The sequence below is a fragment of the Brucella grignonensis genome, from assembly GCF_002252505.1.
In the GTDB taxonomy this organism is placed as follows: domain Bacteria; phylum Pseudomonadota; class Alphaproteobacteria; order Rhizobiales; family Rhizobiaceae; genus Brucella; species Brucella grignonensis.
Map to the genome: position 1 here is coordinate 15,774 of NZ_NNRL01000154.1, position 25,809 is coordinate 41,582.

Consider the following 25,809-nt stretch of genomic DNA (forward strand, 5'->3'; position numbering starts at 1 on the left):
TCGGGAAATCACAGTCCCTCGAAAGGCAAACCTTGTCGCTTCAGCGGAATCCACAGTTCGACTGAAAAAACTGACAGGCAATTTTTTCAAATTTTATGAATAAGCCGGTTACCATAAACGGATTGGTAACGCTGATGACAGTAAGGTCACGGAATTAGATTGCTGTGTGCCCTTTGCGCCGCAGTTCAAAAAAACCGGGATACAGGCAGGTCATCATCGTGCGTACCGCATTCAGTAAAGTCGCATACGCCTTGAAAAGAGCGGCGCAAGCCACCCTTCTTCTCGCTGTCGTAACAGGCTGTTCCACAGCCTCTACAACGGTGCCAGCCGTAGCGGCTAGCGATCGGTATGCTGCGATCGTAATCGATGCGAACACAGGCAAAACACTGTTTGCATCCAATGCAGACGCCAAGCGTTATCCTGCGTCGCTGACCAAAATGATGACCATTTATATGCTTTTTGAAGCGATGAAATCCGGTCGCATCAATAAAGATACCCGCATTCCGATCTCTGCCTATGCTGCCGCACGTCCTCCAACAAAGATCGGCTTCAAGCCGGGCCAGAGCATTCGTGTTGAAGACGCTGTCCTTGCCATGGTGACAAAGTCGGCCAATGACGTTGCCACAGCATCGGGTGAATTCCTCGGTGGTTCCGAAGAACGCTTTGCCCAGATGATGACAACTAAAGCCCGTCGCCTTGGTATGAGCAACACGACATTCCGCAATGCGTCGGGCCTTCCAAACATGTCGCAGGTTACGACAGCACGCGACATGGCGATCCTCAGCATCGCGCTTCGTCAGCATTTCCCACAGGAATTCTCCTATTTCTCGCGCCGCAATTTCGTATTCCGTGGCCAGACAATCAACGGTCACAACCGTTTGCTCGGTCGCGTTGAAGGCGTTGACGGCATCAAGACCGGCTACACCAATGCATCCGGCTACAACCTCGCCTCTTCGGTCAATCTCGATGGCCGTCGTCTGGTTGCAGTTGTGATGGGTGGCAACACCGGTGCAAGCCGTGACGCCCACATGGCCCAGCTGATCCGCAAATATCTGCCGCTAGCCACGCGTGGCCGCGTTTCCGAACCACTCGTCGCAATGCGCGGGAACGTTCCACAGGTCGTTGCATCTGTCGATCTTCCAAAAGCACGGAATGCTCCCGTTCCGGTTGCCCGCCAGATCACGGAGGTAGCAGACGCCATCAACGACGAAAGCGGCGAAGGTGACGTTGATCAGCCGCAGGTTCTGGCTCTCGCAGCTCCAACGCAGCGTCCCGCAGCAATGGCCGCGCAGGCAGCAGTTCGCCCAACACCGAAAGCAGCGGTTCCCGCCGCTCCTGCTCACGACATTGATCCCGTTACGACCGCGTCAGCACCTGCAAGCGGTGGCTGGGCAATTCAGGTTGGCTCGCTTCCAAGTGAAGGTCAGGCACGCGACATGCTCACCAAAGCTTCAGCTTCGGTCGGTGGTTCGCTGCGCTCGGCTTCGCCTTACACTGAAACCTTCACCAAGGGCGGCTCCACTTTCTACCGTGCACGCTTTGTAGGCTTCTCCTCGAAGCAGGCTGCATGGGATGCATGCGCATCGCTGAAAAAGAAGAACTTCGGCTGCTACGCAGTCGCGAACTAAACATGTCTCCCAAAAGTGGAAACCGGTTTTGGGATAAAGACATGCGTCGAAAAAGTCGTGTTTCCAGCAAAAGTGCGAAGCGGATTTGCGCGGGACAATGCGACGAGAGAACAATCCGAACGCAGGAGGGATACCCCTCTTGCACCGCTTTAAACCCGAGATTTGTACTGTGTAAAGGGTTTCGAGATGTCGAATATGAATGAACCGATCGGACAATATGCTCTAAAGGCCCACACATGGACTGAACAGGCACCTCGCCCCTCAGGACTGGGTTCCCTGTTCTCTGTTCAGGCTTTGAAGCAGGCAGCGATTCGCATTGCTGACGTGCGTCATGGAAAAGGCTTCCATACGCGCGATCTGGTTGGATTGCTGGTAAGCCACGCCGCTCGCAACCGTCGCATGATACAGCCGCGTACAATGATGCGTATGACCTTGCCGGTGACATCAGACAAAGTTGCAGTACGTCTCACCATCGAAAGCTGAGGCCGTCACAAGCCAAAACGAAAGGCCTGCCAGTTTTGGCAGGCCTTTTTCATTTCTGAACGACTTTTGGGACAATGCACAAAAGCAAATAGTCAGAGCAATCCCAGAGCAGCAAGCTCCTGCCGCAACTCGGATGGCAAAGCAGCCCTACCGGGCTTTCCGGCAGCTTCATCCAGCGGAACCTCATTCTCACTGAGATAACGCCAGCCCTGAAAGGCGCGCCGCGGCTGCCATTGGGTCGGATGAATCTTTGGCTCCAGTATCAGATGACAGCGATTGATGCCCTGCTCATCTGTAAATGGCCGGATATCCAGCAGGCGTTGCCGACACTGCACATTGCCCTTGATCACCCAGTAGAGCGAACCGCCTTCCAGCAGTTCATCAACACGCTTGGGAACCATACGCGTGGTGTGAAACTGCTCGGGAACCAGCCCAGCAGCACGCTGCTCAGCAAGCCTGAAATCGATCCAGGCTGCGAGATCTTCGATGCTGTCGCAACCGACGCAAAGTTTGACGAGATTAAGTGCCATGGAGCTGATTTAGCCAAGCTCAATGAAGGCTTCAAGTGATAAGAACATTATCTCAGCAGGCAACCACATTGACAGCCAAACCACCCTGGCTGGTTTCCTTATAACGTTCGCTCATATCATGGCCTGTCTGACGCATGGTTTCGATACAGGCATCAAGCGGCACGAAATGCTGACCGTCGCCTTTAACCGCCAGTGATGCAGCAGTTACAGCCTTCACAGCGCCAAGCGCATTGCGTTCGATGCAAGGCACCTGAACAAGTCCGGCCACAGGGTCACAGGTCATACCAAGATGATGCTCCAGAGCGATTTCAGCAGCATTCTCGATTTGCTCCGGTGTGCCACCAAGAACGGCGGCAAGACCAGCCGCAGCCATAGCTGAAGCCGAACCGACTTCACCCTGGCATCCCACTTCTGCGCCTGAAATAGACGCATTATGCTTAATCACGCCACCGATAGCGGCAGAGGTCAGCAGAAAATCGCGAATGCCCTTCTCATCTGCATCGTCATGGAAATGCAAATAATAACGTAGAACTGCAGGCACAACGCCCGCCGCACCATTGGTCGGGGCAGTCACAACTCGACCGCCCGAAGCATTCTCTTCATTGACTGCCATCGCATAGACAGACAACCAGTCATTGGCGAGCAACGGATTGACTTTGTTATTGCGCCAATCGTCTTCCAGCCGTTCAAAAAGCTGGCGTGCACGGCGACGCACTTTCAAGCCGCCAGGCATGATGCCATCGCGGCTCAGACCACGCTCAATACAGCCGCGCATTGCGCCCCATATGCGATCAAGACCTTCGTTGAGGTCAAGACAGGACATATGACATTCTTCATTGGCACGCTTCATATCAGCGATAGAAAGGCCGCTTTTACGCGCCATCTCGAGCATTTCAGCGGCATTGTTGAATGGATAAGGCACATCAGCCTTTTCCTCGCGCTTACCCCCGCTAGTCTGCACACGGCTCAGTTCTTCCGCAGTAACAACAAAGCCACCGCCAATCGAGAAATAGACGCGACGAAGCAATAGTCGATCACTCTTGTCGTAAGCCTCGAAAGCCATGCCATTGGCATGGCCGGGCAAAGGCGTTTTACGATCAAGAACCAGATCGGTTTTAGGATCAAACTGATAGGCCGGATGACCAGCAGGTTGCACAGTCTTTGCGCGCGAAACCTTTTCGACTTCGTTGTCCATGATATCGGGATCAATCGAATCAGGTGTGTAGCCACAGAGACCGAGAATCACTGCGCGATCTGTGGCATGCCCAACACCGGTATAGGCAAGCGAGCCATGAAGGCTGGCCTTCAATCGATAAACCTTGGCATTGGTCGGCTTCGGCCAATTGCCACTGATCAGCTCATCAAGAAACATGTGGGCAGCCGTCATCGGGCCCATCGTGTGTGAACTCGAAGGCCCAATGCCAATCTTATAAAGATCGAATACCGACAGAAACATTCTACACCTATTCCGACCCACAAATGGGGAGTGCAATCTATAGCATCGGTCTATCAGACACGCGCAATAATATTACACCATTATCAGATAGTGTAGGAGAGGAGCAACGCCAACAGAATGCCGAAATGCGGCATTAAATTTCCGGTTTACGCAAAGCAGCAACCTTCGCATTCCAGTCCGAATGCAAACGTTCGTTCTGTCCATATCAAATGGAAAGCTCTATCCGAAAAGTTCTTCATCTTTTCGGAAACTATCGCACCCGCATCAAGCGGAGAAAAGGTAGGCCATGATGATGATAGTGGCGAGGCCAACGACTGCCCAGAGCGTAACGCCCCAGCAGGATTTTTGAACGGTTTCGTCCATGGAGATTTTTACAACCTTGTTGTGCAACTCTTATAATCAGCGTCCTTCACAACGCTGTTACCGGAGATATAATCCTGAAGCCAATGAAACGCAACTGTGAAAAATGGCGGAAATGCGACGCCTTCCACTACCTCATTCCCCATCGCTTCGAAAACTGTTTTAGTATCAGAACCTTAACAATAGCTATACTTAACAAAAGCTTTAAAGTCGCGGCAGAAATGCGGCATCAGGTGTGAGGCAACAACATATCTGTCTTACCGGTTAGCCAATATGCGGTGAGCCCCACCCATTCACGCATCGCCACGCTAAAGCGCGACAAGGCCTCATTGGGCGATTCGAGATAGAGAGAAAAACTCTCTTTTGCAGGTGTTTTGTAGTCGACCGGCCATGCAACTACCTCAAAACCCGCTTTCCGGAAGCATCCGATCGAACGAGGCATATGATATGCCGACGTGACAAGAAGCCATGTTTCGCCGGGTTTTGGCTGTGCCAACACCTTGGAAAACTCGGCATTCTCCACCGTATTCCGTGATTTGTTCTCAAAAAAGAAGCGTTCGCCGGAAAAGCCGAGATCAGTCAGCATTGTGCGTGTGCTATCGGCTTCAGGTACGGCTTTTTCAAAGAAGGCACCATCTCCTCCCGATACGATAACTTTTGCGTCAGGATAAAGCCGCGCAAGTCGCATTGTTTCAAAGATACGATCAGCAGCGCTATTCAGCTCAAATCCCGGTCGGCCAGCATTGATATCGCCGTTCATATAGCCGCCCAGAACCACAATGCCGTCGACACGTTGCGGCAGCTCGGTCTGTTTCGGAAAACGATCCTCCAGCGGAACGAGGAGCATGGAACCAAGCGTTGTATATCCACTGACAAACAAGACGATTGCACCGACAACAAGCGTTGTCAGCCCAAGTTTTTTAAACCCGGTCCAGATCAGCACAAATGCAAGCAGCAGAAACACGAAGATGATTGTCAGCGGCTGAAAAAACAGCCAAAAAAGCTTGGAAATACTGAAAAACAACGCGAGCTCCGCCGATAAAGTGCACAGTCAATCCGATCCGGACGAATCCGGCTCTCTGACATACTATAGCCATGCAATCGCATGTGATAGAAATCTGCTCGACTCTTAAGTGCATCCCGAAAAGGGTGAAACGGTTTTCGGACAAGATGCGTGTTAAATCAAAGGTATGAGCGCAGATCTGATTCAATCAGATCGAAACGCGCTCTAATGTCATAGTTCGGGAAGAAATATGCAGAGCAATGCCGAAGCGACCGTAACGCCGTCAACCCGCCCGCGCCTGGAGCGAATCGATATTGCGCGCGGCGTAGCGCTCATTGCGATGGCGATTTACCATTTCGGCTGGGATCTTGAGTTTTTCGGCTATATGGCGCCAGCCACCACGGCGCACGGCGGATGGAAGATTTTTGCCCGCTGCATCGCATCAAGCTTCCTGTTTCTGGTCGGATTCAGCCTTGTTCTCGCACATGGTCGCGCCATTCGGTGGAATGCTGTAGGAAAGCGTCTCTTGCAGATTGTGGCGGCTGCAGCGGCAATCTCAGCGGTGACTTATTACATGTCGCCGGATAACTTCATCTTCTTTGGCATTTTGCACCAAATCGCATTGGCCAGCGTACTCGGTCTATTGTTTCTACGCCTGCCCGCCGTTGTAACGCTCATAGTGGCAGCCTTTGTCATTACAGCGCCGCTTTACGCACAATCTGATATTTTCAACCGGATGTGGCTTGCTTGGATCGGACTTTCGACGGTTCCGCCCCGTTCCAACGATTATGTACCACTGTTTCCATGGTTTGGTGCTGTTTTGCTTGGTATTGCGGCTGCGCGCATCTTCGAGCGCTTCAACTGGTTACCCATGCTTTCAGGCGGCATTCAACCACAATTTCTGCAAAAGCCGTTGACCTTTATCGGTCGCCATAGCCTTGCATTCTATCTGATCCACCAGCCAGTATTGATCGGGCTGGTCTATGTCTTTTCGCAGATCATGCCAGCAGCACAACCAGCGCCGCGTGAAGCGTTCACACAATCCTGCGTATCATCCTGCATGCAGAATGGCAGCGAAGCACTCTGTGCCCAATTCTGTGGTTGCGTGGTCAGTGAGCTCGACAAGGCGAAGCTGTTTGACGATGTCTTCAGCGGAAAAGCTGACCAGAATAACAACAGCACAGTCCAGCAAATCGCGGAAATCTGCTCACCAGTGCCAGATAATCAGCCCTGATTGTTATGTTGAAACGCCAAGCTCCGCCAAACGTTCAATACAAGCTTCTTCAACCTGATCGAGTTCAGCAAGCGTCTCGTCAATATCGCGACGCTTTTGCCTAAGATCGCTACGCTTTTCTTCAACGCGCTTCATCAAGAGCTTGAGCTGACCGGTTTCACCCGGCGGTTCACGATACATCTGCACAATCTCGTGGATCTCGGCGATCGAAAATCCGAGACGCTTTCCCCGCATGATTTGCTTGAGAAGGTGCCGGTCGGACGGCCTGAACAAGCGTGTGCGACCACGCCGTACCGGCGCAATCAGCCCCTCATCCTCATAAAAACGCAACGTCCGGGTCGATATCCCGAATTCCCGCGTGAGTTCCGTAATCGTATAATATTCGCGCACTACAACATCCCAGTCTTGCAATATGCAGGCAATTGTTGTGCAACCGCATTTACGTAAAAGTCAATATTAAACCGTCACAATCATTAATATTGCCCATAACTAGCCACCACATTCATCACACAGCCTTGCCATCATAGTGCCGCTCATGCGTTATGAAGTGACAACAGGAACAACAGGATTGGTAACTGACAGCGATTCATGCGGCGTTCTATAAAATATACCTTCATTGGACTGGTTATTGTTGCGCTTGCCGGCGCAGCACCTTTTGCGGTTGAACCTGTGGTCCAGAAGATCGGCGAAGGTTCGATCCGGCAACTGGCGAGAGACGGCAATTTCTGCACAACGGATGATTGTGAAGAAGGCATGAACTATGCCATTGACTTTCTGGAGACCAATTATGGCCTCTCTCCCGAGAATGTTAAATGGTGTATGGGCGTCGATGTTATCGCGCATTACGAATTGCCATTTGGCAATGGACTGAAAAAGACGATAACTGATCGAATGTATCAGCGTTGCGGCGATCCCAATCAGGACGAACCTGTCGGAAATTACACGGCAGAATAGAAGGCCTTTTAATTCATGACGCGACTTTTGCGCCTTGCCGCGTGGCTGGTTCTGGCAGTAATTCTTATCGTGACGATAAGCCCGATCCAGTTCCGTCCCATCACCGGTGAACCTGCCGATGTGGAACGCTTTGTAGCCTTTTTCCTCGTCGGCTTCCTGTTTGCCCTGGCTTATCCACGCCACTGGATGGCTGTGTTGCTATTAACTGTTGGATGCGCGGGCATGTTTGAGCTGCTCCAACGCTTAGCTCCGGGTCGTCACGGCGAATTCGCGGACTTTCTCTTCAAAGCAGTGGGTGCCGTCAGCGGTGTTTGTATTGGGCGAGGCCTTAGTTTTCTGCCATTCTTTTCAAAGAAGACCGGGAGTTAGCACTTAGACTTCTGTTTCTCCCGTTGGAACCAAACCGATGCATGAGCGTTTTATCAGCATCAATTCCAACGGAGGTTTGAAATGGCCGATAACAAAACAGCTAACGACGTTCAGCAGGCTCTGGAACAACAGATTTCTGATTTGCGTGGTGAGCTGAAACGCCTGTCTAAGTCTTTGGCATCCCGCACAAGTGACTTCAGAGATAACGCAGAAGACGCATTGGAAGATGCTTCCGGTCGTTTCCGCCATGCAGCTCAGGTTGTCCGCGAACGCGGGCAGGCGGTGGCAGAAACGGTCAAAGAAAATCCCGGCACGGCAACGACACTCTTCGGAACTGCTGGCATTTTGGGAATCCTGATTGGCGTGGCGATTGGCTGCGCGCTCTCTGATCGCCGCTAACTGACATAAAGACTCCTCCTGACTAACCCGCGCCTCCACAGCGCGGGTTTTCTTATGGGCTTTACCTGCTCGGCTATGACTGCTACTCGGAACCATTGGCAATCTGCCACCGGTCGCAGCCTACCCGGTCAAAACAAGGACAAGCGCTTGATATGCAAGCGTAAAGACTGCACCGTGGCTTTTAAAAAGGCACGCAAATGTCTGAAAAGACAATATATTCCGATCTGAAACAACTCGGATCGAACAGCACAGTACCGCAATCACCTGAAGAGGCCGTGCTTGAGAGGGTTGCAAACCCGCAGGCTGGAACACCATACTGCGTCCGCTTTACAGCGCCTGAATTCACCTCCCTCTGCCCCATGACAGGACAGCCAGACTTCGCTCATCTGATGATCGATTATGTTCCGGGAGAATGGCTGGTTGAAAGCAAGTCGCTCAAGCTTTTCCTGTTCTCATTCCGTAATCATGGCGCGTTTCATGAAGACTGCACAGTGACAATCGGCAAGCGGCTTGTTGATCTGCTGGAACCAGAATGGCTGCGCATTGGTGGCTACTGGTATCCGCGTGGCGGCATCCCGATTGATGTGTTTTATCAAACAGGTGCAACGCCTCAGAATGTTTGGATTCCTGAGCAGTCTGTACCCAATTATCGCGGTCGCGGCTGATCACAAATATGAGTATCTATTGCCGCTATGCACAGCGATACCTATTATCAGCATCAACATTGAAACCGGAAACACTTCAGATGACCAAAGCTGTCCTACTGATTTCGCTTGCTGTCCTTTCCGGCTGCGGTGCCGGAAAAGCGGCAATGGATGCAGGTAAAGGGTTCGACCGATTCGCTTGCGCTTCGCGCAATTTCAAAGGCGAACCGCCCTGCCCCCAGCCTGATAGTCCAAACCAGCCAAACCAGACTCCATAACCCCGGAAAGAGGCAGCCATGGCCAACCAACCCAAAGACATCCTCGATTTCTGGTTCTCCGCCAAAATGCGGGAGCACTGGTTTACCAAGAGCGACGAAATCGATGCTGAAATCCGCGAGAAGTTTCTGGCTGCCTACGAAGACGCTCGCGCCGATAAGCTCGAAGACTGGAAACAACAGCCGGAAAGCGCTCTCGCACTGACCATTCTGTTTGATCAGTGTCCACGCAATATGTTCCGCGGCTCTCCACGCTCATTTGAAAGCGATGGTCTCGCTCGCGATGTGGCAGCTCAGGCCCTCGACCATGATTTCGACCGCAAATTGTCGGCCGAACAGCGTCAGTTCTTCTATCTGCCTTTCATGCATAGCGAACATCTCAGCGATCAGAAGCGCTGTGTTGATCTTTATGAAAAGCTTGGCGATGAATTCTCACTGGGCTTTGCACACCAGCATCACGACATTATCGAACGCTTTGGCCGCTTCCCGCACCGCAATAAGGTGCTGGATCGCGAAACGACCAGCGAAGAAGCGGAATTCCTCAAAGAACATGCAGGCTTCTGATTTCACAAAAGCTTGTAAGGCAGAATTCCACGACGGTCGTGATCGACTGATATACGACTTTTGAGTGGCGGCACGGCGCGCTGAACACATTCAGCGCGCTCACAGATGCGACAAGAAACACCGATCGGATCAAAAGCCGACCGCGTGGCGATATCAAGCCCATCCGCATAGACAAAGTCCTGCGCATGTGTGACCTCGCAGCCAAGTGCTATGGCATAGCGGCGCTGCGGGGCATTAAAACCGCCTTCACTCTTTGTAAGCTCCGTAGCAACACAGAGATAACGTGCACCATCAGGCGTTTCGGCGAGCTGACGAATAATGCGCCCCGGCGTTTCAAACGCCTGATGCACATTCCAGAGCGGACAGGCTGCACCATAACGCGCAAATTGCAGCTTGGCAGCACTGTGACGCTTGGTGATATTTCCCGCTCTGTCGATACGCGCAAAAAATACTGGCACACCGCGCTGGCCCGAGCGCTGCAAGGTGCTTAACCGATGCGCGACTTGTTCAAGGCTTGCGCCAAAACGTGAGGCGAGCAATTCCAGATCATGCCGCAGTTCCTTCGCAGTCGACAAAAATATTTGATAGGGCAGCATCAATGCGCCAGCAAAATAATTGCGCAGTCCGATTTTGCAAATTTCGACAGCTTCCGCTGAGCGAAAATCTGCACGCTTCGCAATTGCCGTGACGATTTCCTCCATTTCCAGTTCTGCAATCTGAAATGCGATCTGAAAATTTCGCGTCGAAGCAGGCGAATAAGGATTGAGATGTAGAATACGGGTTTCAGGATTGAACCGACGCAGAATTGCCTCATCCGGATCAGCGCGTGCGACCCGCACCCGATGATGATTTTCCATATATTGCGACAGCGCCACACCAATATCACGTCCCGGAATATCAAGTTTCGCAGCAAGCTTTTCGGCTGCAATATCAATCTCATGTACGTAATTGTCGATAAAATGGAAAAAGTCGCGCACTTCTTCATAAGGCGCTGGTTCGGCAACCGATGGCGCGCGCCCAAGCTGATTATCAAGGCTCGCAAGCTGCTCGCTGTTGCGCCGATAGGCCTGATGGCAGGCGATCAGCGCATGTGCCAGTCCCGGCGCGTTCTGCGTGATCAGCTTCAGCTCCTGCAAATTCGGCTTGTAGTTATCAAAGACCGGATCAGCCAGGGCTTCCGACACCGCCGATAACAAACGATCATCATCGCCCAGTGAAATTGCGCCAATGTCGATCTGGTAATTCTCGGCAAGTGCCAAAAGAACAGCAGCTGAAACCGGTCGCTGATTATTCTCGATTTGGTTGAGATAACTCGTTGAAATACCTAAGCGTTCCGCAAATCCGGACTGAGTTGTCCGATGCTGCTCGCGTATCTCACGGATCTTTCTGCCAACGTAAAGTTTTCTCGGTGCCATATTTGCAAATTCGCATTTCGCTATTTGCAAATTTATAAATTACACAGCCACACCTTTTCAAGCTTTCAGAATGCGGCATACTGGCTCTAATCATTGGGATAACAATCCGCAATTTCATAGCTTTCCAAAGGCATAGCGAATGCAGGAACTTCTCGAACAACTTGAAGCACGTCGCGCCGAAGCGCGCCTCGGCGGCGGGCAAAAACGTATTGATGCCCAGCACGGCAAGGGCAAGCTCACGGCCCGCGAAAGACTGGACGTGCTGCTCGACGAGGGATCGTTCGAGGAGTTTGACATGTATGTCACCCATCGCTGCACCGATTTCGGCATGGAAAAGCAGAAGATTGCGGGTGACGGTGTCGTTACCGGCTGGGGCACGATCAATGGCCGACAGGTCTATGTGTTCAGTCAGGATTTCACCGTTCTGGGCGGCTCGCTCTCTGAAACTCACGCACAGAAAATCTGCAAGATCATGGAAATGGCGATGCAGAACGGCGCACCAGTGATCGGCCTCAATGATTCGGGTGGCGCACGTATTCAGGAAGGTGTGGCTTCGCTCGCTGGCTATGCAGACGTCTTCAAGCGCAATGCAGATGCCTCTGGCGTTATTCCGCAGATTTCAGTCATCATGGGCCCATGTGCCGGTGGCGCAGTTTATTCTCCAGCCATGACTGATTTCATCTTCATGGTGCGCGACTCATCCTACATGTTCGTGACCGGTCCTGACGTGGTGAAGACTGTCACCAATGAGATTGTGACGGCGGAAGAACTGGGCGGCGCTTCGACCCATACGAAAAAATCATCTGTTGCCGACGGCGCTTACGAAAATGATATTGAGACGCTGGAACAAGTGCGTCTTCTGTTCGACTTCCTGCCGCTTAATAATCGCGAAAAAGCACCAACCCGTCCCTTCCACGACGACCCCGCGCGTCTTGAAATGCGACTTGATACGCTGATCCCCGATAGCGCCAATAAGCCCTACGATATGAAGGAGCTGATCTTCGCGCTGGCGGATGAAGGCGATTTCTTCGAAATTCAGGAAGCTTTTGCCAAGAATATCATCACGGGCTTCTTCCGCATGGAGGGCCAGACGATTGGCGTCGTTGCCAATCAACCGATGGTGTTGGCTGGCTGCCTCGATATCGATTCGTCGCGCAAAGCTGCACGTTTCGTGCGCTTCTGCGATGCCTTCAACATCCCGATCCTCACTCTTGTCGACGTTCCGGGTTTCTTGCCCGGCACGGCACAGGAATATGGCGGCGTCATCAAGCATGGCGCAAAACTGCTCTTTGCCTATAGTCAGGCTACCGTTCCGATGGTTACGCTCATCACCCGCAAAGCCTATGGCGGCGCTTATGATGTGATGGCATCCAAACATATCGGCGCCGATATGAATTATGCATGGCCGACAGCTGAGATCGCCGTCATGGGTGCCAAGGGTGCCACCGAAATTCTTTACCGCTCAGAGCTTGGCGACGCCGAAAAAATCGCTGCCCGAACGATGGAATATGAAGAGCGTTTTGCCAATCCATTCGTTGCTGCCGAACGCGGCTTCATCGATGAGGTGATCATGCCGCATTCATCCCGCCGCCGCATTGCCCGCGCGTTCTCTGCTCTGCGTAACAAGAGCCAGAACACGCCATGGAAGAAACACGACACAATTCCGCTTTGATAGCGATGGGTGGGAACAAAATGATCAAGAAAATCCTCATTGCCAATCGTGGCGAAATCGCTTGCCGGGTTATCAAAACGGCAAAGAAAATGGGCATTGCGACGGTCGCGGTTTATTCCGATGCCGACCGAAATGCACTGCATGTCAAAATGGCTGATGAGGCCATACATATCGGACCAGCGCCCTCGAACCAGTCCTATATCGTTGTCGATAAAATTCTGGCGGCCATCAAGGAAACCGGTGCCGATGCAGTGCACCCAGGTTATGGTTTTCTGTCCGAGAACCCGCGCTTTGCCGAAGCATTGAAAGCCGCCAATGTCACCTTCATTGGCCCGCCGGTGAATGCCATCGAAGCCATGGGTGACAAGATCACCTCGAAAAAACTGGCCGCTGAGGCAGGCGTGTCTACCGTTCCCGGTCATATGGGGCTGATCGAAGACGCCGACGAGGCGGTGAAAATTGCAACTTCTGTCGGCTATCCGGTAATGATCAAAGCGTCTGCCGGTGGTGGCGGCAAGGGTATGCGCATTGCATGGAACGACGACGAAGCCCGCGAAGGCTTCCAGTTATCGCGTAATGAGGCGAAATCCTCTTTCGGCGATGATCGCATCTTCATCGAAAAATTCGTCACGCAACCTCGCCATATTGAAATTCAGGTCCTCGGCGATCAGCACGGCAATGTCATTTATCTTGGCGAGCGCGAATGCTCCATCCAGCGCCGTAACCAGAAGGTCATCGAAGAAGCACCCTCGCCCTTCCTTGATGAAGCAACCCGCAAAGCCATGGGCGAACAGGCTGTCGCGCTTTCCAAGGCAGTCGGCTACTATTCGGCAGGCACTGTCGAGTTCATCGTTGATGGCGAGCGCAATTTCTATTTCCTCGAAATGAACACGCGATTGCAGGTCGAACATCCGGTGACAGAACTCATCACCGGCATTGATCTGGTTGAAGAAATGATCCGTGTGGCTTCAGGCGAGAAGCTGCGCATTACGCAGGCTGACGTGAAGCTCAACGGTTGGGCTATTGAAAGCCGCCTCTATGCAGAAGATCCATATCGCAACTTCCTGCCCTCCATTGGCAGACTAACGCGCTATCGTCCTCCGGTCGAAGGCCACGACAAAAATGGCTCAGTCATCCGCAACGATACGGGTGTCTTCGAGGGTGGTGAAATCTCGATGTATTATGACCCCATGATCGCAAAACTCTGCACATGGGCACCAGATCGGTTGAGCGCAATCGACGCCATGGGCGAAGCGCTCGATGCATTTGAAGTGGAAGGCATTGGCCACAACCTGCCATTCCTTTCGGCCGTTATGGATCATCCGCGATTTCGGGCTGGTGCATTGACCACAGCCTTCATCGCGGAAGAATATCCCGATGGGTTTGCAGGCGTAACAGTATCCGAGGAAGATGCCCATGTGCTGGCTACGGTAGCAACCCAGATCAACATGGTTATCGAGCAGCGCAACAGCCAAATTACCGGCAAACTTTCCGCACAAAAACAGTCTATTCCAACCGACTGGGTGGTCACATTCAGTGGCTTCAGCCTGCCGGTTCGGATTGCTGAAGGCGAAGGCGGAACGATAATCAACTTTGTCGATGGTTCAAGTCTGCCGGTCGCCAGCGATTGGCATCCGGGCAGTCAGCTTGGATCATTCACAGTCGGAGGCAAACCAATCGCCGTAAAGGTTTTGCGTTCAGGAACCGGTTGGCGCCTGCGCTGGCGTGGCATGGATGTCGTTGCACATGTGCGGTCGCCACGCGTGGCTGAACTGGCAAAACTCATGCCTGTCAAATTGCCGCCCGATACATCGAAAATGCTGCTTTGTCCAATGCCTGGCGTCATTACATCCGTACTTGTGAAACACGGGGATACGGTCGAAGCTGGCCAACCACTTGCCACGGTGGAAGCCATGAAGATGGAAAACGTGCTGCGTGCGGAACGCCGTGCTACCGTAAAACGCATCGCTGCGGAAGAAGGCGCAAGCCTGGCGGTTGATGAACTCATTATGGAATTCGAGTGAAGGCTTCGTGGGATGGAGAATAAGCCAATGACGCAGAAGACCCGTGCGGACTGGGAGGCGTTGGCCGAAAAGGAACTGAAACGCCCCGCAGACAGCCTTGTCTGGCACACACAGGAAGGCATAGACGTCAAGCCGCTTTATACTGCGGATGACCTCAATCAAGTTGGGCATCTTGGCACCCTGCCCGGCTTCGAGCCGTTTCTGCGCGGTCCACGCGCTACGATGTATGCGGGCCGCCCCTGGACTATTCGTCAATATGCGGGCTTCTCCACGGCGGAGGCCTCCAACGCGTTTTACCGCAAGGCACTTGCCGCCGGTCAGCAGGGCGTGTCGGTGGCTTTCGATCTCGCCACTCATCGCGGCTATGACAGCGATCATCCCCGCGTTGAAGGTGATGTCGGCAAGGCGGGCGTTGCCATCGATTCCGTCGAGGACATGAAGATCCTTTTCGACGGCATTCCGCTTGAGAAAATCTCCGTCTCCATGACCATGAACGGCGCGGTGATCCCGATCCTCGCCAATTTCATCGTCGCAGGTGAAGAACAAGGCGTGTCGCGCGATCTGCTTTCCGGCACCATTCAGAACGATATTCTGAAAGAGTTCATGGTCCGCAACACCTATATCTATCCGCCGGAACCATCCATGCGGATTATAGCGGATATCATCGCCTATACGGCAGCCGAAATGCCGAAATTCAATTCGATTTCCATTTCTGGCTACCATATGCAGGAAGCGGGTGCGACACTGGTTCAGGAACTGGCCTTCACACTTGCCGATGGTCGCGAATATGTGCGTGCAGCACTTAACAAGGGCCTCAATGTCGATGAGTTTGCAGGGCGTCTGTCGTTCTTCTTCGCCATCGGCATGAACTTCTTCATGGAAATCGCCAAGCTGCGCGCGGCGCGCCTGCTCTGGTCGCGTATCATGAAGGAGTTCGATCCGAAGAAGCCGGGATCGCTGATGCTACGCACTCATTGCCAGACTTCAGGCGTCTCGTTGCAAGAGCAGGATCCTTATAACAACATCGTTCGCACGGCTTTTGAAGCTATGTCCGCAGCACTCGGAGGCACCCAATCGCTGCATACCAATTCTTTCGACGAAGCCATTGCTTTGCCAACGGAATTCTCTGCGCGCATAGCCCGCAACACACAGCTCATTTTGCAGAATGAAACAGGCGTCACCAAGGTCGTCGACCCATTGGCAGGTTCCTATTACATTGAAAGCCTGACCAATGAGCTGGCCGAAAAAGCATGGGCGCTGATTGAGGAAGTTGAAAGCCTCGGCGGCATGACCAAAGCTGTCGAAAGCGGTTTGCCCAAGCGACTGATCGAAGAAGCTGCCACCAAACGGCAGGCGGCGGTTGATAAAGGCGAGGAAGTCATCGTTGGCGTAAACAAGTTCCGCCTCGAACAGGAAGACGAAATCGATATTCTGGAGATCGACAATTCGGCGGTTCGCCAGTCGCAGATCGCCCGCCTCAACCGGATTAAGGAAACTCGCAATAAGGCAAAAGTCGAAGCAGCCCTTTCCGAGTTGGAAAAGGTCGCAAAGACCGGCGAAGGCAATATTCTGGCGGCAGCCGTCGAAGCATCGCGCGCCCGCGCAACCGTTGGCGAAATTTCCGACGCCATGCGCAACGCGTTCGGTGATCATGCAGCCGTGCCGAAGGTCGTCAGAGAAGTCTATGGTGCAGCCTACGAGAATGAGCCTGAATATCTGACCCTCGTGAATCGTCTGGAAGAGTTATCCAAATATACAGGCGACAAGCCGCGCATCATGGTGGCCAAGCTCGGTCAGGATGGCCACGATCGCGGCGCGAAGATCATCGCTTCAGCCTTCGGTGACATTGGCTTTGAAGTGCTCGCCGGCCCACTGTTTCAAACGCCGGAAGAAGCAGCTGATATGGCCATCAAGGCCGAAGTTCACGTATTGGGTGTTTCATCCTTGGCAGCCGGACACAAGACGCTGTTGCCGCAGCTCGTGGATACGCTTCGCAAGAAGGGCGCCGAAAATATCATTGTTGTTTGTGGCGGTGTCGTCCCACGCCAGGATTACCAGTATCTGTTCGACCATGGTGTCTCTGCAGTTTTTGGCCCCGGCTCCAATGTACTCGATTGTGCACGTGCAGTGCTTGATCTTATGGAAGGCAAGCGCCGCAATCTATAATATATTCAATTAGATAAACAAGAAAAGAGACTCATTTTCTGAACCTCTTGAGAAGCCAGGTAAAGAGCCTGGCTTCGTTGTCTTAAAGTCCCATCAATGAGTTCTATCAGTGCCTGGGGCCTGCAAATCCGGCAATCGTCGAGCTCGTGACCGACACTGGATCACTTGCCGGAAATGTATCTTCCAATCCTTCATCCAGCTGACGCTCGAGTTCTGATTTGTCGCCTGCGCGACGCGCACTTGGAACAGTCAACAAGCTTGCAGGTTCAATACCGCACTCAATACAGGCAACGTTTAAGGCCTCTCCAAGCTTGAGTATCGCTTTGCGTATCACAGCATCCCGCGAAAGCTCGGCCTCAGTATCATTCTCAACCTTGACCGTAATCCGCTCTTCGCTCTCGGTTACGAATTCGACCATATAGGTTGCAAAACCACCAAGCGAACTGACACGTGTTTCAACAATGTCCATAGCTTCACCTCCGCGTTTCACCTCCAGAAACAACGGCCAACCGCTCCGATAGTTCCCGAAAATGAACCTGTTGGATGTTGAAATTTTTTTCCTGCAAATTGTGGGAGGACGTGACACCTCACTTTTTACACAACGAAGCAAAAAGGCCGCAGAGTTCAAGGCACCATGCTGCCTTTATTCCAGCAACATTGTTCGTCTACAGCATTTCCAACGCTGTCTTGCACGTCGGCGGAGCAAAAGTTCTGTCCAGTAGAGTCAGCTGTTCTTCCGTCAATCTTATATCCGCAGCGTTGCGATTTTCACGAACATGACCGAGCTTCGATGTCTTCGGAATTGCAATCACATCGCCATTGCGCATGGTCCAGGCAAGCGCAACCGCTGCCGGAGAAACCCCTAATTCATCAGCAATTTCATGCAGCACACTATTCCCCAAAAGCCTGCCCTGTTCGATCGGTGAATAGGCCATTAGCGGAGTTTTCTGCCCTGCGCACCATGGCATTAAATCAAATTCCGGCCCACGCCGGATCAAATTATAGAGTATCTGATTGGCCGCCACGGCTTTGCCGCCTGTAACGACTGCCATTTCTTTCATATCGCCGGTGTCGAAATTGCTGACGCCCCATGCGCCAATCTTGCCTGCCTGCTGCAATTCTTCAAAGGCAGTCAGAGTTTCCTCCAGCGGATAACGCCCACGCCAATGCAGCAGATAAAGATCGATCTTTTCAGTACCAAGCCGCTTGAGACTACGTTCGCACGCTTCAATCGTACCCTGTAAGGAGGCATTGTACGGCAGCACTTTACTGACGAGAAAAACACTATCACGGCGACCTTTGATCGCTTCGCCCACGATTTCTTCTGCACCGCCGTCCGCATACATTTCAGCAGTGTCGATCAGCGTCATGCCAAGTTCGATGCCGCATTGCAGCGCCTCGACTTCCAGCCGCCTTTGGTGCGGATCCTCGCCCATATACCATGTGCCCTGCCCAAGTGCAGGCACATGAGCACCCGATGCCAGTTTCACTTGCGGGATTGTTCCGGTCATGGCTCGCCTCTTGATGCTTGCAGGATGCGCATAAAATTGCGACATCGAAAAACATAGGCCAGATCAGGCGAACTGCAAGCCAAAGCCTTGCATCAGGCGACGAATGGCATAATCCGGCTTCTGCGATGTAAACACCGCCAGATCATCGTGATGATGCAGCTCCTCATCAATCCGCCGTGGCTGCAATAGGGATACGGTGCGCCGTGCTATGGCTTCCGCCGGATCAAGCCAATCAACTGGCCAGGGGGCTAATCGGCGAAACACATTTGCCAGAAATGGATAGTGGGTGCAGGCCAGCACAACGATATCCGTGCGTTCGCCGTCTTTTTCGATGAAGCACGGCGCAATCTGCTCGATGACCAGCGCCTCATCGATCTTTTCACCGCGAATATGTGCTTCGGCGACTGCGGCAAGCCTGTCAGCTCCGACCAACCGCACATGACATTGCGTGGCAAATGATTGGATAAGATCGCGAGTATAGGCGCGCTTGACCGTGCCCGGCGTTGCCAGAACTGAAACAAGCCCCGATGCTGTACGTTCAGCGGCCGGTTTGATCGCAGGCACGGTGCCAACGAAAGGCACGGCCGGATAAGCGCGCCGCAGATCATCCAGCACCAGTGTTGAAGCCGTGTTACAGGCGATAACGGCGATTTCGGGATCGTACTCCGCAATAAACTTGCCAAAAAGCTCGACAATGCGTGCGCGCAACGCTTCTTCTTCCCATCCGCCATAGGGAAAACCGGCATCGTCCGCGATATAGACAAATCGCCGGTCAGGCATCAGCACCCGCGCCTCACGCAGAACCGTCAAACCGCCGATACCACTGTCAAAGACCAATATGGGCTTTTCACAGGTGGCAGACGACGTCTCGGAAAGGTGAGCTGCGGACGCGTGTTTCATTCAGCCTTATCCTCGGTTGCGGGTTTGCGAGCGCGTCCTTCCGGTGCACCGGAACCACGCGGCTTTTTCGGCGTAAACACATCAAGCGATGTAATGACGCCACGCAGAAGTTTAAGTTCTGCCGATGCAAAACCTGCACGCGTCAGCACCGAGCGCAGATTATTGACCATGATTTCTTTTTTCGCCTCAGGGCGGAAATAACCGCGTACATCAAGCGCCTCTTCCAGATGACTGAAAAGACTCTGCAATTCCTGCTTAGGGGCCGCTTCCATTTCCGGTCCACGGAAAACCGTATCTGTCTGGCTTTCGAGACCCGATTTCATCCACTCATATGACATAAGCAGTACGGCTTGTGCGATATTGAGTGAGGCAAAGGCCGGATTAACCGGGAAAGTCACCAGTTCATCGGCAAGGCCAACCTCTTCGTTGCTTAAGCCGAAACGCTCGCGCCCAAAAAGAATACCTGTCTTCTCACCTGCCGTAAAACGACGGCGCAACTCGCCATTCGCTTCCACAGGGCTACGCACTTGTTTGAAGCCATCGCGTTCGCGCGCGGTGGTTGCGTAAACGAAATTCAGATCAGAAATCGCCGAAGGCAGATCATCATAAACGACCGCATTGTCGATGATATGATCCGCTTTGCTGGCGGCAGCCCGCGCCTTTTCGCTCGGGAATTCTTCACGTGGCTGGACAAGTCGCAACTCGGCAAGACCAAAATTCGCCATGGCGCGCGCCACCATGCCGATATTTTCCGGCAATTGCGGGTTAACCAGAATGATCGCTGGTCCTTCAGTGATCATCGGGCGCTGTTTGTCTGTTCCTGCCATGATATTTTCCGCTAAAGCATAGCGCGTGCTAACTGTTTCATTTTAGCGTCCGCGACCATGCGACAATTGTAAGAAATCAGAGCGAGCAAATCCGGTAAAATTACGTGCGATACGCTCTGATGCTTTAGGATCATGGCGCTTCCCTGACATAATTGACAAAAATTCGCAAAGATTCCCCTTACATTTGATATGGAAAATCAGCTGTAGTAGCGGAATAATACCGACTTCCTTCTCGTCCATGCCAGACTGTCGCTATCGACATCGAAGTTTACAGGGAGGAAATTATGTCCGGCAAAAAGATTCTCATGATCTGCGGCGACTTCTGCGAAGATTACGAAACCATGGTTCCGTTCCAGACGCTTCTCGCCGTCGGACATAAAGTACATGCCGTATGCCCCAACAAGAAGGCAGGCGATGCAATTGCAACAGCCATTCATGACTTTGAAGGACATCAGACCTACACCGAAAAGCCAGGTCATAATTTCACACTTAACGCCACCTTTGCCGATGTGAAGGCTGAAAGCTATGACGCGCTCGTCATTCCTGGCGGTCGCGGTCCAGAATATCTGCGCCTTGATGATAAAGTCATCGCCATCGTCAAACACTTCTTTGAAAATGGCAAACCTGTTGCAGCTGTGTGCCATGGCGCACAGCTGCTCGCGGCTGCGCGCGTTCTGGAAGGTCGCACCTGCTCTGCCTATCCTGCATGTCGCCCGGAAGTAGAACTTGCAGGTGGAACTTATGCGGATATCCCTGTCGATCAGGCCGTCACGGACGGCAATCTGGTAACGGCACCTGCCTGGCCTGCCCATCCGGCGTGGTTGTCGCAATTTCTCGCTGTTCTCGGCACCAAAATCACGCATAGCTGATTATAGGCTGCCTGCAACTCTAACCCAGTTGCAGGCAGCAACAAACTACGCAACACTAAAGCGGGAGATATTTCGGGAGGAACCTATGTGCAGACTGTTCATCGGGGCGAACCCCGAACTTTGGCAAAGCGTCACTCGCTCATTACGCATTGATGGCGTCGTGACTAGTGTGCGGCTCGAAAACTTCTTCTGGTTCGCGCTGGAAGATATTGCTGCGCGTGACAATCTGTCTGTTAATCGCCTGCTGGGTCGCCTTTATGATGAATCGCGTGCCGAAGGCCACGATCTCGATAATTTCGCATCGTTCCTGCGTGTTTGCTGTGGCCGATATCTCGCCCTGCAGGTCAACGGCCTTGTCCCAACAGATAAGACAACGGCAATTTCAACACTCGACGCGGATGCCATATTGTTACGCGAGCAGGAAACTTATCGTGATCAACGCTCAAAATGGCAAAAACCTGCACATCACGCCGCCTGAAAATGTGCCTATAGGCCAAAGAATAAGCCTCCGACACTTTGCCTTCGCGTTCACCGATGCTATACGGTCGCGACGCATTAAATAAGAGGCTTTATCAATGGCAAAAATCAAGGTTGCGAACCCGGTCGTTGAACTCGACGGCGATGAAATGACCCGCATCATCTGGCAGTTCATCAAGGACAAATTGATCCATCCCTACCTCGACATTGATCTGAAATACTACGATCTGTCAGTAGAACATCGTGATGAAACCAATGACCAGGTTACCATTGATGCAGCTAATGCCATCAAGGAACATGGCGTTGGCGTAAAATGCGCAACCATCACACCCGATGAAGCCCGCGTTGAAGAATTCAAGCTCAAGAAGATGTGGAAGTCGCCTAACGGCACCATCCGCAACATCCTCGGCGGCGTTATCTTCCGCGAACCGATCATCTGCAAAAACGTTCCTCGTCTGGTTCCGGGCTGGACGCAGCCAATCATCGTTGGCCGTCATGCTTTCGGCGACCAGTACCGCGCGACCGATTTCAAATTCCCGGGCAAAGGCACACTGTCGATCAAATTCGTCGGTGAAGACGGCGAAACCATCGAGCACGAAGTCTATCAGGCTCCGGCTGCTGGCGTGGCAATGGCCATGTACAACCTCGACGAATCGATCCGTGAATTTGCACGCGCTTCGCTGAACTACGGCCTGCAGCGCAACTACCCGGTTTATCTGTCGACCAAGAACACCATTCTGAAGGCCTATGACGGTCGCTTCAAAGACATCTTCGAAGAAGTCTATCAGGCTGAATTCGCAGAAAAGTTCAAGGCAGCCAAGATCTGGTACGAACATCGTCTGATCGACGACATGGTTGCGTCTGCTCTCAAGTGGTCCGGCGGCTACGTTTGGGCTTGTAAAAACTATGACGGCGACGTGCAGTCCGATATCGTGGCACAGGGCTTCGGCTCGCTCGGCCTGATGACCTCGGTTCTGATGACGCCAGATGGCAAGACTGTTGAAGCTGAAGCTGCACACGGCACCGTGACCCGTCACTACCGCCAGCATCAGAAGGGCGAGGAAACCTCGACCAACTCGATCGCTTCGATCTTCGCATGGACCCGCGGCCTTGCTCATCGTGCAAAGCTTGATGACAATGCAGAGCTGAAGCGCTTTGCCGACACGCTTGAAAAGGTCTGTGTCGATACTGTTGAAAGCGGCTACATGACCAAGGATCTGGCGCTGCTCATCGGTCCAGATCAGCCTTGGCTCTCGACCACTGGCTTCCTCGACAAGATCGACGAAAACCTTCAGAAGGCAATGGCTGCCTGAGCCTGAGCCAAGTCACATTGAGACGGCGGGATTTTCCCGCCGTTTTTCGTTTGCACGGCACTATTTATCCCTCGCAAGCGCAAATGCTCCCCGATAGTCTGTTGATTCAGAAATAGGGAGGACTGATATGTCGGCAATTCGGGCATTAACGCCACAAGACCGGACTGCTTGGGAACCATTATGGAAAGCCTATCAGGTCTTTTACGAGGTCGACATTCCCGCAGAGACAACCGGCATCACATGGGGCCGCTTTCACGACGCGTCGGAACCAATGCATGCTTTAGGTGCATTCGACGACGACGGACGTCTTGTTGGTTTCGTGCATGCGATTTTTCACCGCTCCTGCTGGTTGCCAAAATGGACCTGCTATCTTCAGGATCTCTATGTCGAAAACAGCCAGCGTGGAAAAGGCACCGGTGCTGCCCTGATTGAGGCAGTGGCCGATCTCGCGCGCGCAGAAGGCGCAGGCAGGCTCTATTGGCTCACACACGAAAGCAATGCCACCGCACGCCGTCTTTATGACGCAATCGCCCAACAGTCTGGCTTCATCCAGTATCGAAAGGCTCTTTAAAAAGCCGGATTCCCGTTTCTTTTTGATGCAAGAAAGAGCATCTTGTTGCTCAGCTTGCAGGGAGGATGAAAAATGAGCGATTTGAAGCTTTACACCAACCCCATGTCACGCGGGCGCATTGCGCGCTGGATGTTAGAGGAAATCGGGCAGCCCTATGATGTCGAAATCCTCGATTACGGCCCGCCCATGAAAGGGCCTGATTATTGCGCCATCAATCCGATGGGCAAGGTGCCTGCTCTACGCCACGGCAAAGATATCGTGACAGAAGTTGCGGCCATCTGTGCCTATCTTGCGACCACGTTCCCTGAAGCTGGTCTTGCTCCCCATCCTGACGAGCGTGCCGATTTCTATCGCTGGCTTTTCTTCACATCGGGTCCGGTCGAAGCCGCCCTATCCAATCATGCGTTGGGCTATGAAGTACCTGCCGACAAACAAGGCATGGTGGGGTATGGCAATTACGATACCGTCGTGAATACGCTCGAAAAAGCGGTTTCCCGTCACCCTTATATTACCGGCTCACGCTTCACCGCAGCCGATGTCTATGTCGGCTCACACATCGGCTGGGGTTTGCGCTTCGGCACATTGCCAGGAAAGCCTGCCTTTACGGCCTATTGGGATCGTTTGAAAGATCGCCGGGCCATGAAGCGCGCCAATGAACTGGATGACGCCGCCGCAGCAGCTCAAAACAATAGCTAAAGCTGAAAAATCTTGGCAAAAGCCTGGGCGCCGTTAGACGAGAAGGTAATAACCCGACCTTCTTCCCGACGTGCCCAGCCTTTATCAATAAAGTTTTTCAGGAGTGCCGCGCCGAGTGCGCCGCCAAGATGATTGCGCCTCTCGCTCCAGTCGAGACAGTGACGGCAAAGTGGTCGCTTACCCTTTTGCAGCATATCCACATCAACATCGAGACAAGAGAAAAATGACTTCCCTTCATCCGTGAGCAGAGGTTCACTGGCATCATCGATCAGACCAAGCCTGTGGGATGCGTCGAGCATTTCAACGCCACGTTCGCCTGCCAGATGATCGTAACAAATTCGTGCCTTACGTAGCGCATGGTCCTTAGGACCAGTGCGAACCCGCACGGCACCGGTTCGCTGCGCGAGCCCCATAAGTCCTTCCAGAACCTGCGCCACATCCGTACCTGAAAGCCTGAAATAACGATGCCTGCCCTGCTTTTCAGCTACGAGCAAATTGGCTGCATCAAGCTTTGAGAGATGCCCGCTGGCAGTCTGAATCGTCACACCTGCTGCTGCAGCAAGTTCACTCACTGTCAAAGCACGTCCGTCCATCAGCGCGGTCAGCATGTTTGCACGCGCCGGATCACCCAGCAGGGCTGCAACAGAAGCTATGATCGGTCCGTCTTTCATACTTCGATGCTAACCGAAGTATGGATGAAGTTCAATAGGCTAAAACGTCTCCAGCAAACCAGTTAATTTCAGGAGACAAAAATGATTACCTGTTTCATCCGCTATCAGATCGACCCGTTTAAAGCCGACGCTTTCGCGGAATATGCGCGCAATTGGGGACAAGCGAGCCCACGTTGCGGTGCAAACCTGATTGGTTATTTCGGGCCGCATGAAGGCTCCACCACAACAGCTTATGGTGTTTATTCCGTCGAAGACCTTGCTGCCTATGAACAGTTTCGCGCACGTCTGGCCGCGGATCCAATCGGTCGGGCAAACTATGATTTTGCAAAGCGAGAACAGTTTATCCGCTCGGAAGAGCGTATCTTTCTCAAACTGCAATCGGCCCCACATGCGGAGTTTATCAAGCCATGATCGCCGTTATCTTTGAAGTCTGGCCTGCGGATGATGAGCGGCGCGAGCAATATCTCGATATCGCTGCAAGCCTGCGGGCCGATCTGGTCAAAATCGACGGCTTCATATCCATCGAACGCTTTCAAAGTCTGGTTAAGCCAGAAAAGCTGTTGTCGCTCTCTTTCTGGCGTGACGAAGAAGCTGTCAAACAGTGGCGCAACTTGCCCACCCATCGGATTGCACAGACGAAAGGACGCGGCGGTGTATTTGAAAACTACCGTTTGCGCGTCGCAAGCGTGTTGCGGGACTATGGTCTCGATGAACGCGAAGAAGCTCCCGACGATAACCGGAAAGTTCACGCCGAATAAAAAGGGCCGGGAAATTCCCGGCCTTTTCGCTTTAGAGCGC

Annotated in this window: 28 protein-coding genes; 18 read left to right on the forward strand and 10 right to left on the reverse strand. The window is 52.8% G+C overall.

The genetic code is table 11. The features are described from left to right. Positions 1-218 precede the first annotated feature (218 nt). On the forward strand, positions 219-1,628 hold the full coding sequence (locus CEV33_RS06770; protein ID WP_094539760.1) for a D-alanyl-D-alanine carboxypeptidase: 1,410 nt from the start codon (positions 219-221) through the stop codon (positions 1,626-1,628). Between the two features lie 186 nt (positions 1,629-1,814). Continuing rightward, positions 1,815-2,111: a hypothetical protein gene (locus CEV33_RS06775; protein WP_094539720.1), complete on the forward strand. Its 297-nt coding sequence runs from the start codon at positions 1,815-1,817 to the stop codon at positions 2,109-2,111. A 92-nt stretch (positions 2,112-2,203) separates the two neighbouring features. On the opposite strand, the gene CEV33_RS06780 is transcribed toward CEV33_RS06775, so the two are convergent. The 3 genes from CEV33_RS06780 to CEV33_RS06790 all read right to left on the reverse strand — a co-directional run bounded on the left by CEV33_RS06780 (position 2,204) and on the right by CEV33_RS06790 (position 5,481). After that, positions 2,204-2,641: a DUF1489 family protein gene (locus CEV33_RS06780; RefSeq protein ID WP_094539721.1), complete on the reverse strand. Its 438-nt coding sequence runs from the start codon at positions 2,639-2,641 to the stop codon at positions 2,204-2,206. Between the two features lie 52 nt (positions 2,642-2,693). Next, the gene (locus CEV33_RS06785) at positions 2,694-4,097 is read right to left on the reverse strand and encodes an L-serine ammonia-lyase (RefSeq protein ID WP_094539722.1); all 1,404 of its coding nucleotides are present in this window, start codon (positions 4,095-4,097) and stop codon (positions 2,694-2,696) included. 589 nt (positions 4,098-4,686) lie between these two features. Then, on the reverse strand, positions 4,687-5,481 hold the full coding sequence (locus CEV33_RS06790; protein ID WP_094539723.1) for a YdcF family protein: 795 nt from the start codon (positions 5,479-5,481) through the stop codon (positions 4,687-4,689). A 229-nt stretch (positions 5,482-5,710) separates the two neighbouring features. Here CEV33_RS06790 and CEV33_RS06795 point away from each other — a divergent pair, with 229 nt between their 5' ends. Continuing rightward, the gene (locus CEV33_RS06795) at positions 5,711-6,694 is read left to right on the forward strand and encodes a heparan-alpha-glucosaminide N-acetyltransferase (protein WP_094539724.1); all 984 of its coding nucleotides are present in this window, start codon (positions 5,711-5,713) and stop codon (positions 6,692-6,694) included. A 3-nt stretch (positions 6,695-6,697) separates the two neighbouring features. Here CEV33_RS06795 and CEV33_RS06800 read toward each other — a convergent pair whose 3' ends face one another. Then, complete coding sequence (locus CEV33_RS06800) at positions 6,698-7,084, reverse strand: MerR family transcriptional regulator (protein WP_094539725.1); 387 nt, start codon at positions 7,082-7,084, stop codon at positions 6,698-6,700. A 198-nt stretch (positions 7,085-7,282) separates the two neighbouring features. Here CEV33_RS06800 and CEV33_RS06805 point away from each other — a divergent pair, with 198 nt between their 5' ends. The 5 genes from CEV33_RS06805 (at position 7,283) to CEV33_RS06825 (ending at position 9,899) form a co-directional block, all read left to right on the forward strand. Beyond that, a complete protein-coding gene (locus CEV33_RS06805; protein WP_094539726.1) occupies positions 7,283-7,648 on the forward strand; it encodes a hypothetical protein in 366 nt (121 codons plus the stop codon). A gap of 15 nt (positions 7,649-7,663) precedes the next feature. Continuing rightward, on the forward strand, positions 7,664-8,017 hold the full coding sequence (locus tag CEV33_RS06810) for a VanZ family protein (protein WP_094539727.1): 354 nt from the start codon (positions 7,664-7,666) through the stop codon (positions 8,015-8,017). A gap of 81 nt (positions 8,018-8,098) precedes the next feature. After that, positions 8,099-8,416 carry a DUF883 family protein gene (locus tag CEV33_RS06815; protein WP_094539728.1) on the forward strand — a complete coding sequence of 106 codons (318 nt, stop codon included), beginning with the start codon at positions 8,099-8,101 and terminating at the stop codon, positions 8,414-8,416. A 197-nt stretch (positions 8,417-8,613) separates the two neighbouring features. Beyond that, complete coding sequence (gene queF, locus CEV33_RS06820) at positions 8,614-9,081, forward strand: preQ(1) synthase (RefSeq protein ID WP_094539729.1); 468 nt, start codon at positions 8,614-8,616, stop codon at positions 9,079-9,081. Positions 9,082-9,356: 275 nt separating this feature from the next. Next, on the forward strand, positions 9,357-9,899 hold the full coding sequence (locus tag CEV33_RS06825; protein ID WP_094539730.1) for a DUF924 family protein: 543 nt from the start codon (positions 9,357-9,359) through the stop codon (positions 9,897-9,899). Between the two features lie 2 nt (positions 9,900-9,901). Here CEV33_RS06825 and CEV33_RS06830 read toward each other — a convergent pair whose 3' ends face one another. After that, entirely contained in the window at positions 9,902-11,314 is a 1,413-nt protein-coding gene (locus CEV33_RS06830; protein WP_094539731.1) for a helix-turn-helix domain-containing protein, read from the reverse strand. 139 nt (positions 11,315-11,453) lie between these two features. Here CEV33_RS06830 and CEV33_RS06835 point away from each other — a divergent pair, with 139 nt between their 5' ends. Genes CEV33_RS06835 through scpA form a run of 3 tightly spaced genes read left to right on the forward strand, consistent with a single transcriptional unit; the run spans position 11,454 to position 17,176 of the window. After that, positions 11,454-12,986, forward strand: a complete 1,533-nt coding sequence (locus tag CEV33_RS06835; protein ID WP_094539732.1) for an acyl-CoA carboxylase subunit beta — start codon at positions 11,454-11,456, stop codon at positions 12,984-12,986. Between the two features lie 20 nt (positions 12,987-13,006). Further along, entirely contained in the window at positions 13,007-15,010 is a 2,004-nt protein-coding gene (locus CEV33_RS06840) for an acetyl-CoA carboxylase biotin carboxylase subunit (protein ID WP_094539761.1), read from the forward strand. A 27-nt stretch (positions 15,011-15,037) separates the two neighbouring features. Beyond that, positions 15,038-17,176: a methylmalonyl-CoA mutase gene (gene scpA, locus CEV33_RS06845; protein WP_094539733.1), complete on the forward strand. Its 2,139-nt coding sequence runs from the start codon at positions 15,038-15,040 to the stop codon at positions 17,174-17,176. 106 nt (positions 17,177-17,282) lie between these two features. Here scpA and CEV33_RS06850 read toward each other — a convergent pair whose 3' ends face one another. The 4 genes from CEV33_RS06850 to CEV33_RS06865 form a co-directional block, all read right to left on the reverse strand. Continuing rightward, positions 17,283-17,645, reverse strand: coding sequence for a hypothetical protein (locus CEV33_RS06850; RefSeq protein ID WP_094539734.1), 363 nt, complete (start codon positions 17,643-17,645; stop codon positions 17,283-17,285). Between the two features lie 196 nt (positions 17,646-17,841). Then, positions 17,842-18,687: an aldo/keto reductase gene (locus tag CEV33_RS06855; protein ID WP_094539762.1), complete on the reverse strand. Its 846-nt coding sequence runs from the start codon at positions 18,685-18,687 to the stop codon at positions 17,842-17,844. Between the two features lie 63 nt (positions 18,688-18,750). After that, positions 18,751-19,587 carry a glutamate racemase gene (murI, locus tag CEV33_RS06860; protein WP_094539735.1) on the reverse strand — a complete coding sequence of 279 codons (837 nt, stop codon included), beginning with the start codon at positions 19,585-19,587 and terminating at the stop codon, positions 18,751-18,753. Beyond that, positions 19,584-20,414, reverse strand: coding sequence for an RNA methyltransferase (locus CEV33_RS06865; protein WP_094539736.1), 831 nt, complete (start codon positions 20,412-20,414; stop codon positions 19,584-19,586). The genes murI and CEV33_RS06865 overlap by 4 nt, the downstream gene beginning before the upstream one ends. A 284-nt stretch (positions 20,415-20,698) precedes the next feature. Here CEV33_RS06865 and CEV33_RS06870 point away from each other — a divergent pair, with 284 nt between their 5' ends. The 5 genes from CEV33_RS06870 (at position 20,699) to CEV33_RS06890 (ending at position 24,340) form a co-directional block, all read left to right on the forward strand. Further along, the gene (locus CEV33_RS06870; RefSeq protein WP_094539737.1) at positions 20,699-21,283 is read left to right on the forward strand and encodes a DJ-1/PfpI family protein; all 585 of its coding nucleotides are present in this window, start codon (positions 20,699-20,701) and stop codon (positions 21,281-21,283) included. Between the two features lie 85 nt (positions 21,284-21,368). Continuing rightward, on the forward strand, positions 21,369-21,761 hold the full coding sequence (locus CEV33_RS06875; protein ID WP_094539738.1) for a ribbon-helix-helix domain-containing protein: 393 nt from the start codon (positions 21,369-21,371) through the stop codon (positions 21,759-21,761). A gap of 97 nt (positions 21,762-21,858) precedes the next feature. Beyond that, on the forward strand, positions 21,859-23,073 hold the full coding sequence (locus CEV33_RS06880) for an NADP-dependent isocitrate dehydrogenase (protein WP_094539739.1): 1,215 nt from the start codon (positions 21,859-21,861) through the stop codon (positions 23,071-23,073). Between the two features lie 127 nt (positions 23,074-23,200). After that, on the forward strand, positions 23,201-23,644 hold the full coding sequence (locus CEV33_RS06885) for a GNAT family N-acetyltransferase (RefSeq protein WP_094539740.1): 444 nt from the start codon (positions 23,201-23,203) through the stop codon (positions 23,642-23,644). A 72-nt stretch (positions 23,645-23,716) separates the two neighbouring features. After that, complete coding sequence (locus CEV33_RS06890; protein ID WP_094539741.1) at positions 23,717-24,340, forward strand: glutathione S-transferase family protein; 624 nt, start codon at positions 23,717-23,719, stop codon at positions 24,338-24,340. Here the strand turns inward: CEV33_RS06890 and CEV33_RS06895 are convergent. Beyond that, on the reverse strand, positions 24,337-25,011 hold the full coding sequence (locus CEV33_RS06895; RefSeq protein ID WP_094539742.1) for an ArsR/SmtB family transcription factor: 675 nt from the start codon (positions 25,009-25,011) through the stop codon (positions 24,337-24,339). The genes CEV33_RS06890 and CEV33_RS06895 overlap by 4 nt on opposite strands. An 81-nt stretch (positions 25,012-25,092) precedes the next feature. Here CEV33_RS06895 and CEV33_RS06900 point away from each other — a divergent pair, with 81 nt between their 5' ends. Next, positions 25,093-25,422 (forward strand): NIPSNAP family protein, encoded by a 330-nt coding sequence (locus tag CEV33_RS06900; RefSeq protein WP_094539743.1) that lies wholly within the window; start codon positions 25,093-25,095, stop codon positions 25,420-25,422. Next, positions 25,419-25,769 carry an antibiotic biosynthesis monooxygenase family protein gene (locus tag CEV33_RS06905; RefSeq protein WP_094539744.1) on the forward strand — a complete coding sequence of 117 codons (351 nt, stop codon included), beginning with the start codon at positions 25,419-25,421 and terminating at the stop codon, positions 25,767-25,769. Before CEV33_RS06900 ends, CEV33_RS06905 begins: the two co-directional genes overlap by 4 nt. The last annotated feature ends 40 nt before the right edge of the window (positions 25,770-25,809 follow it).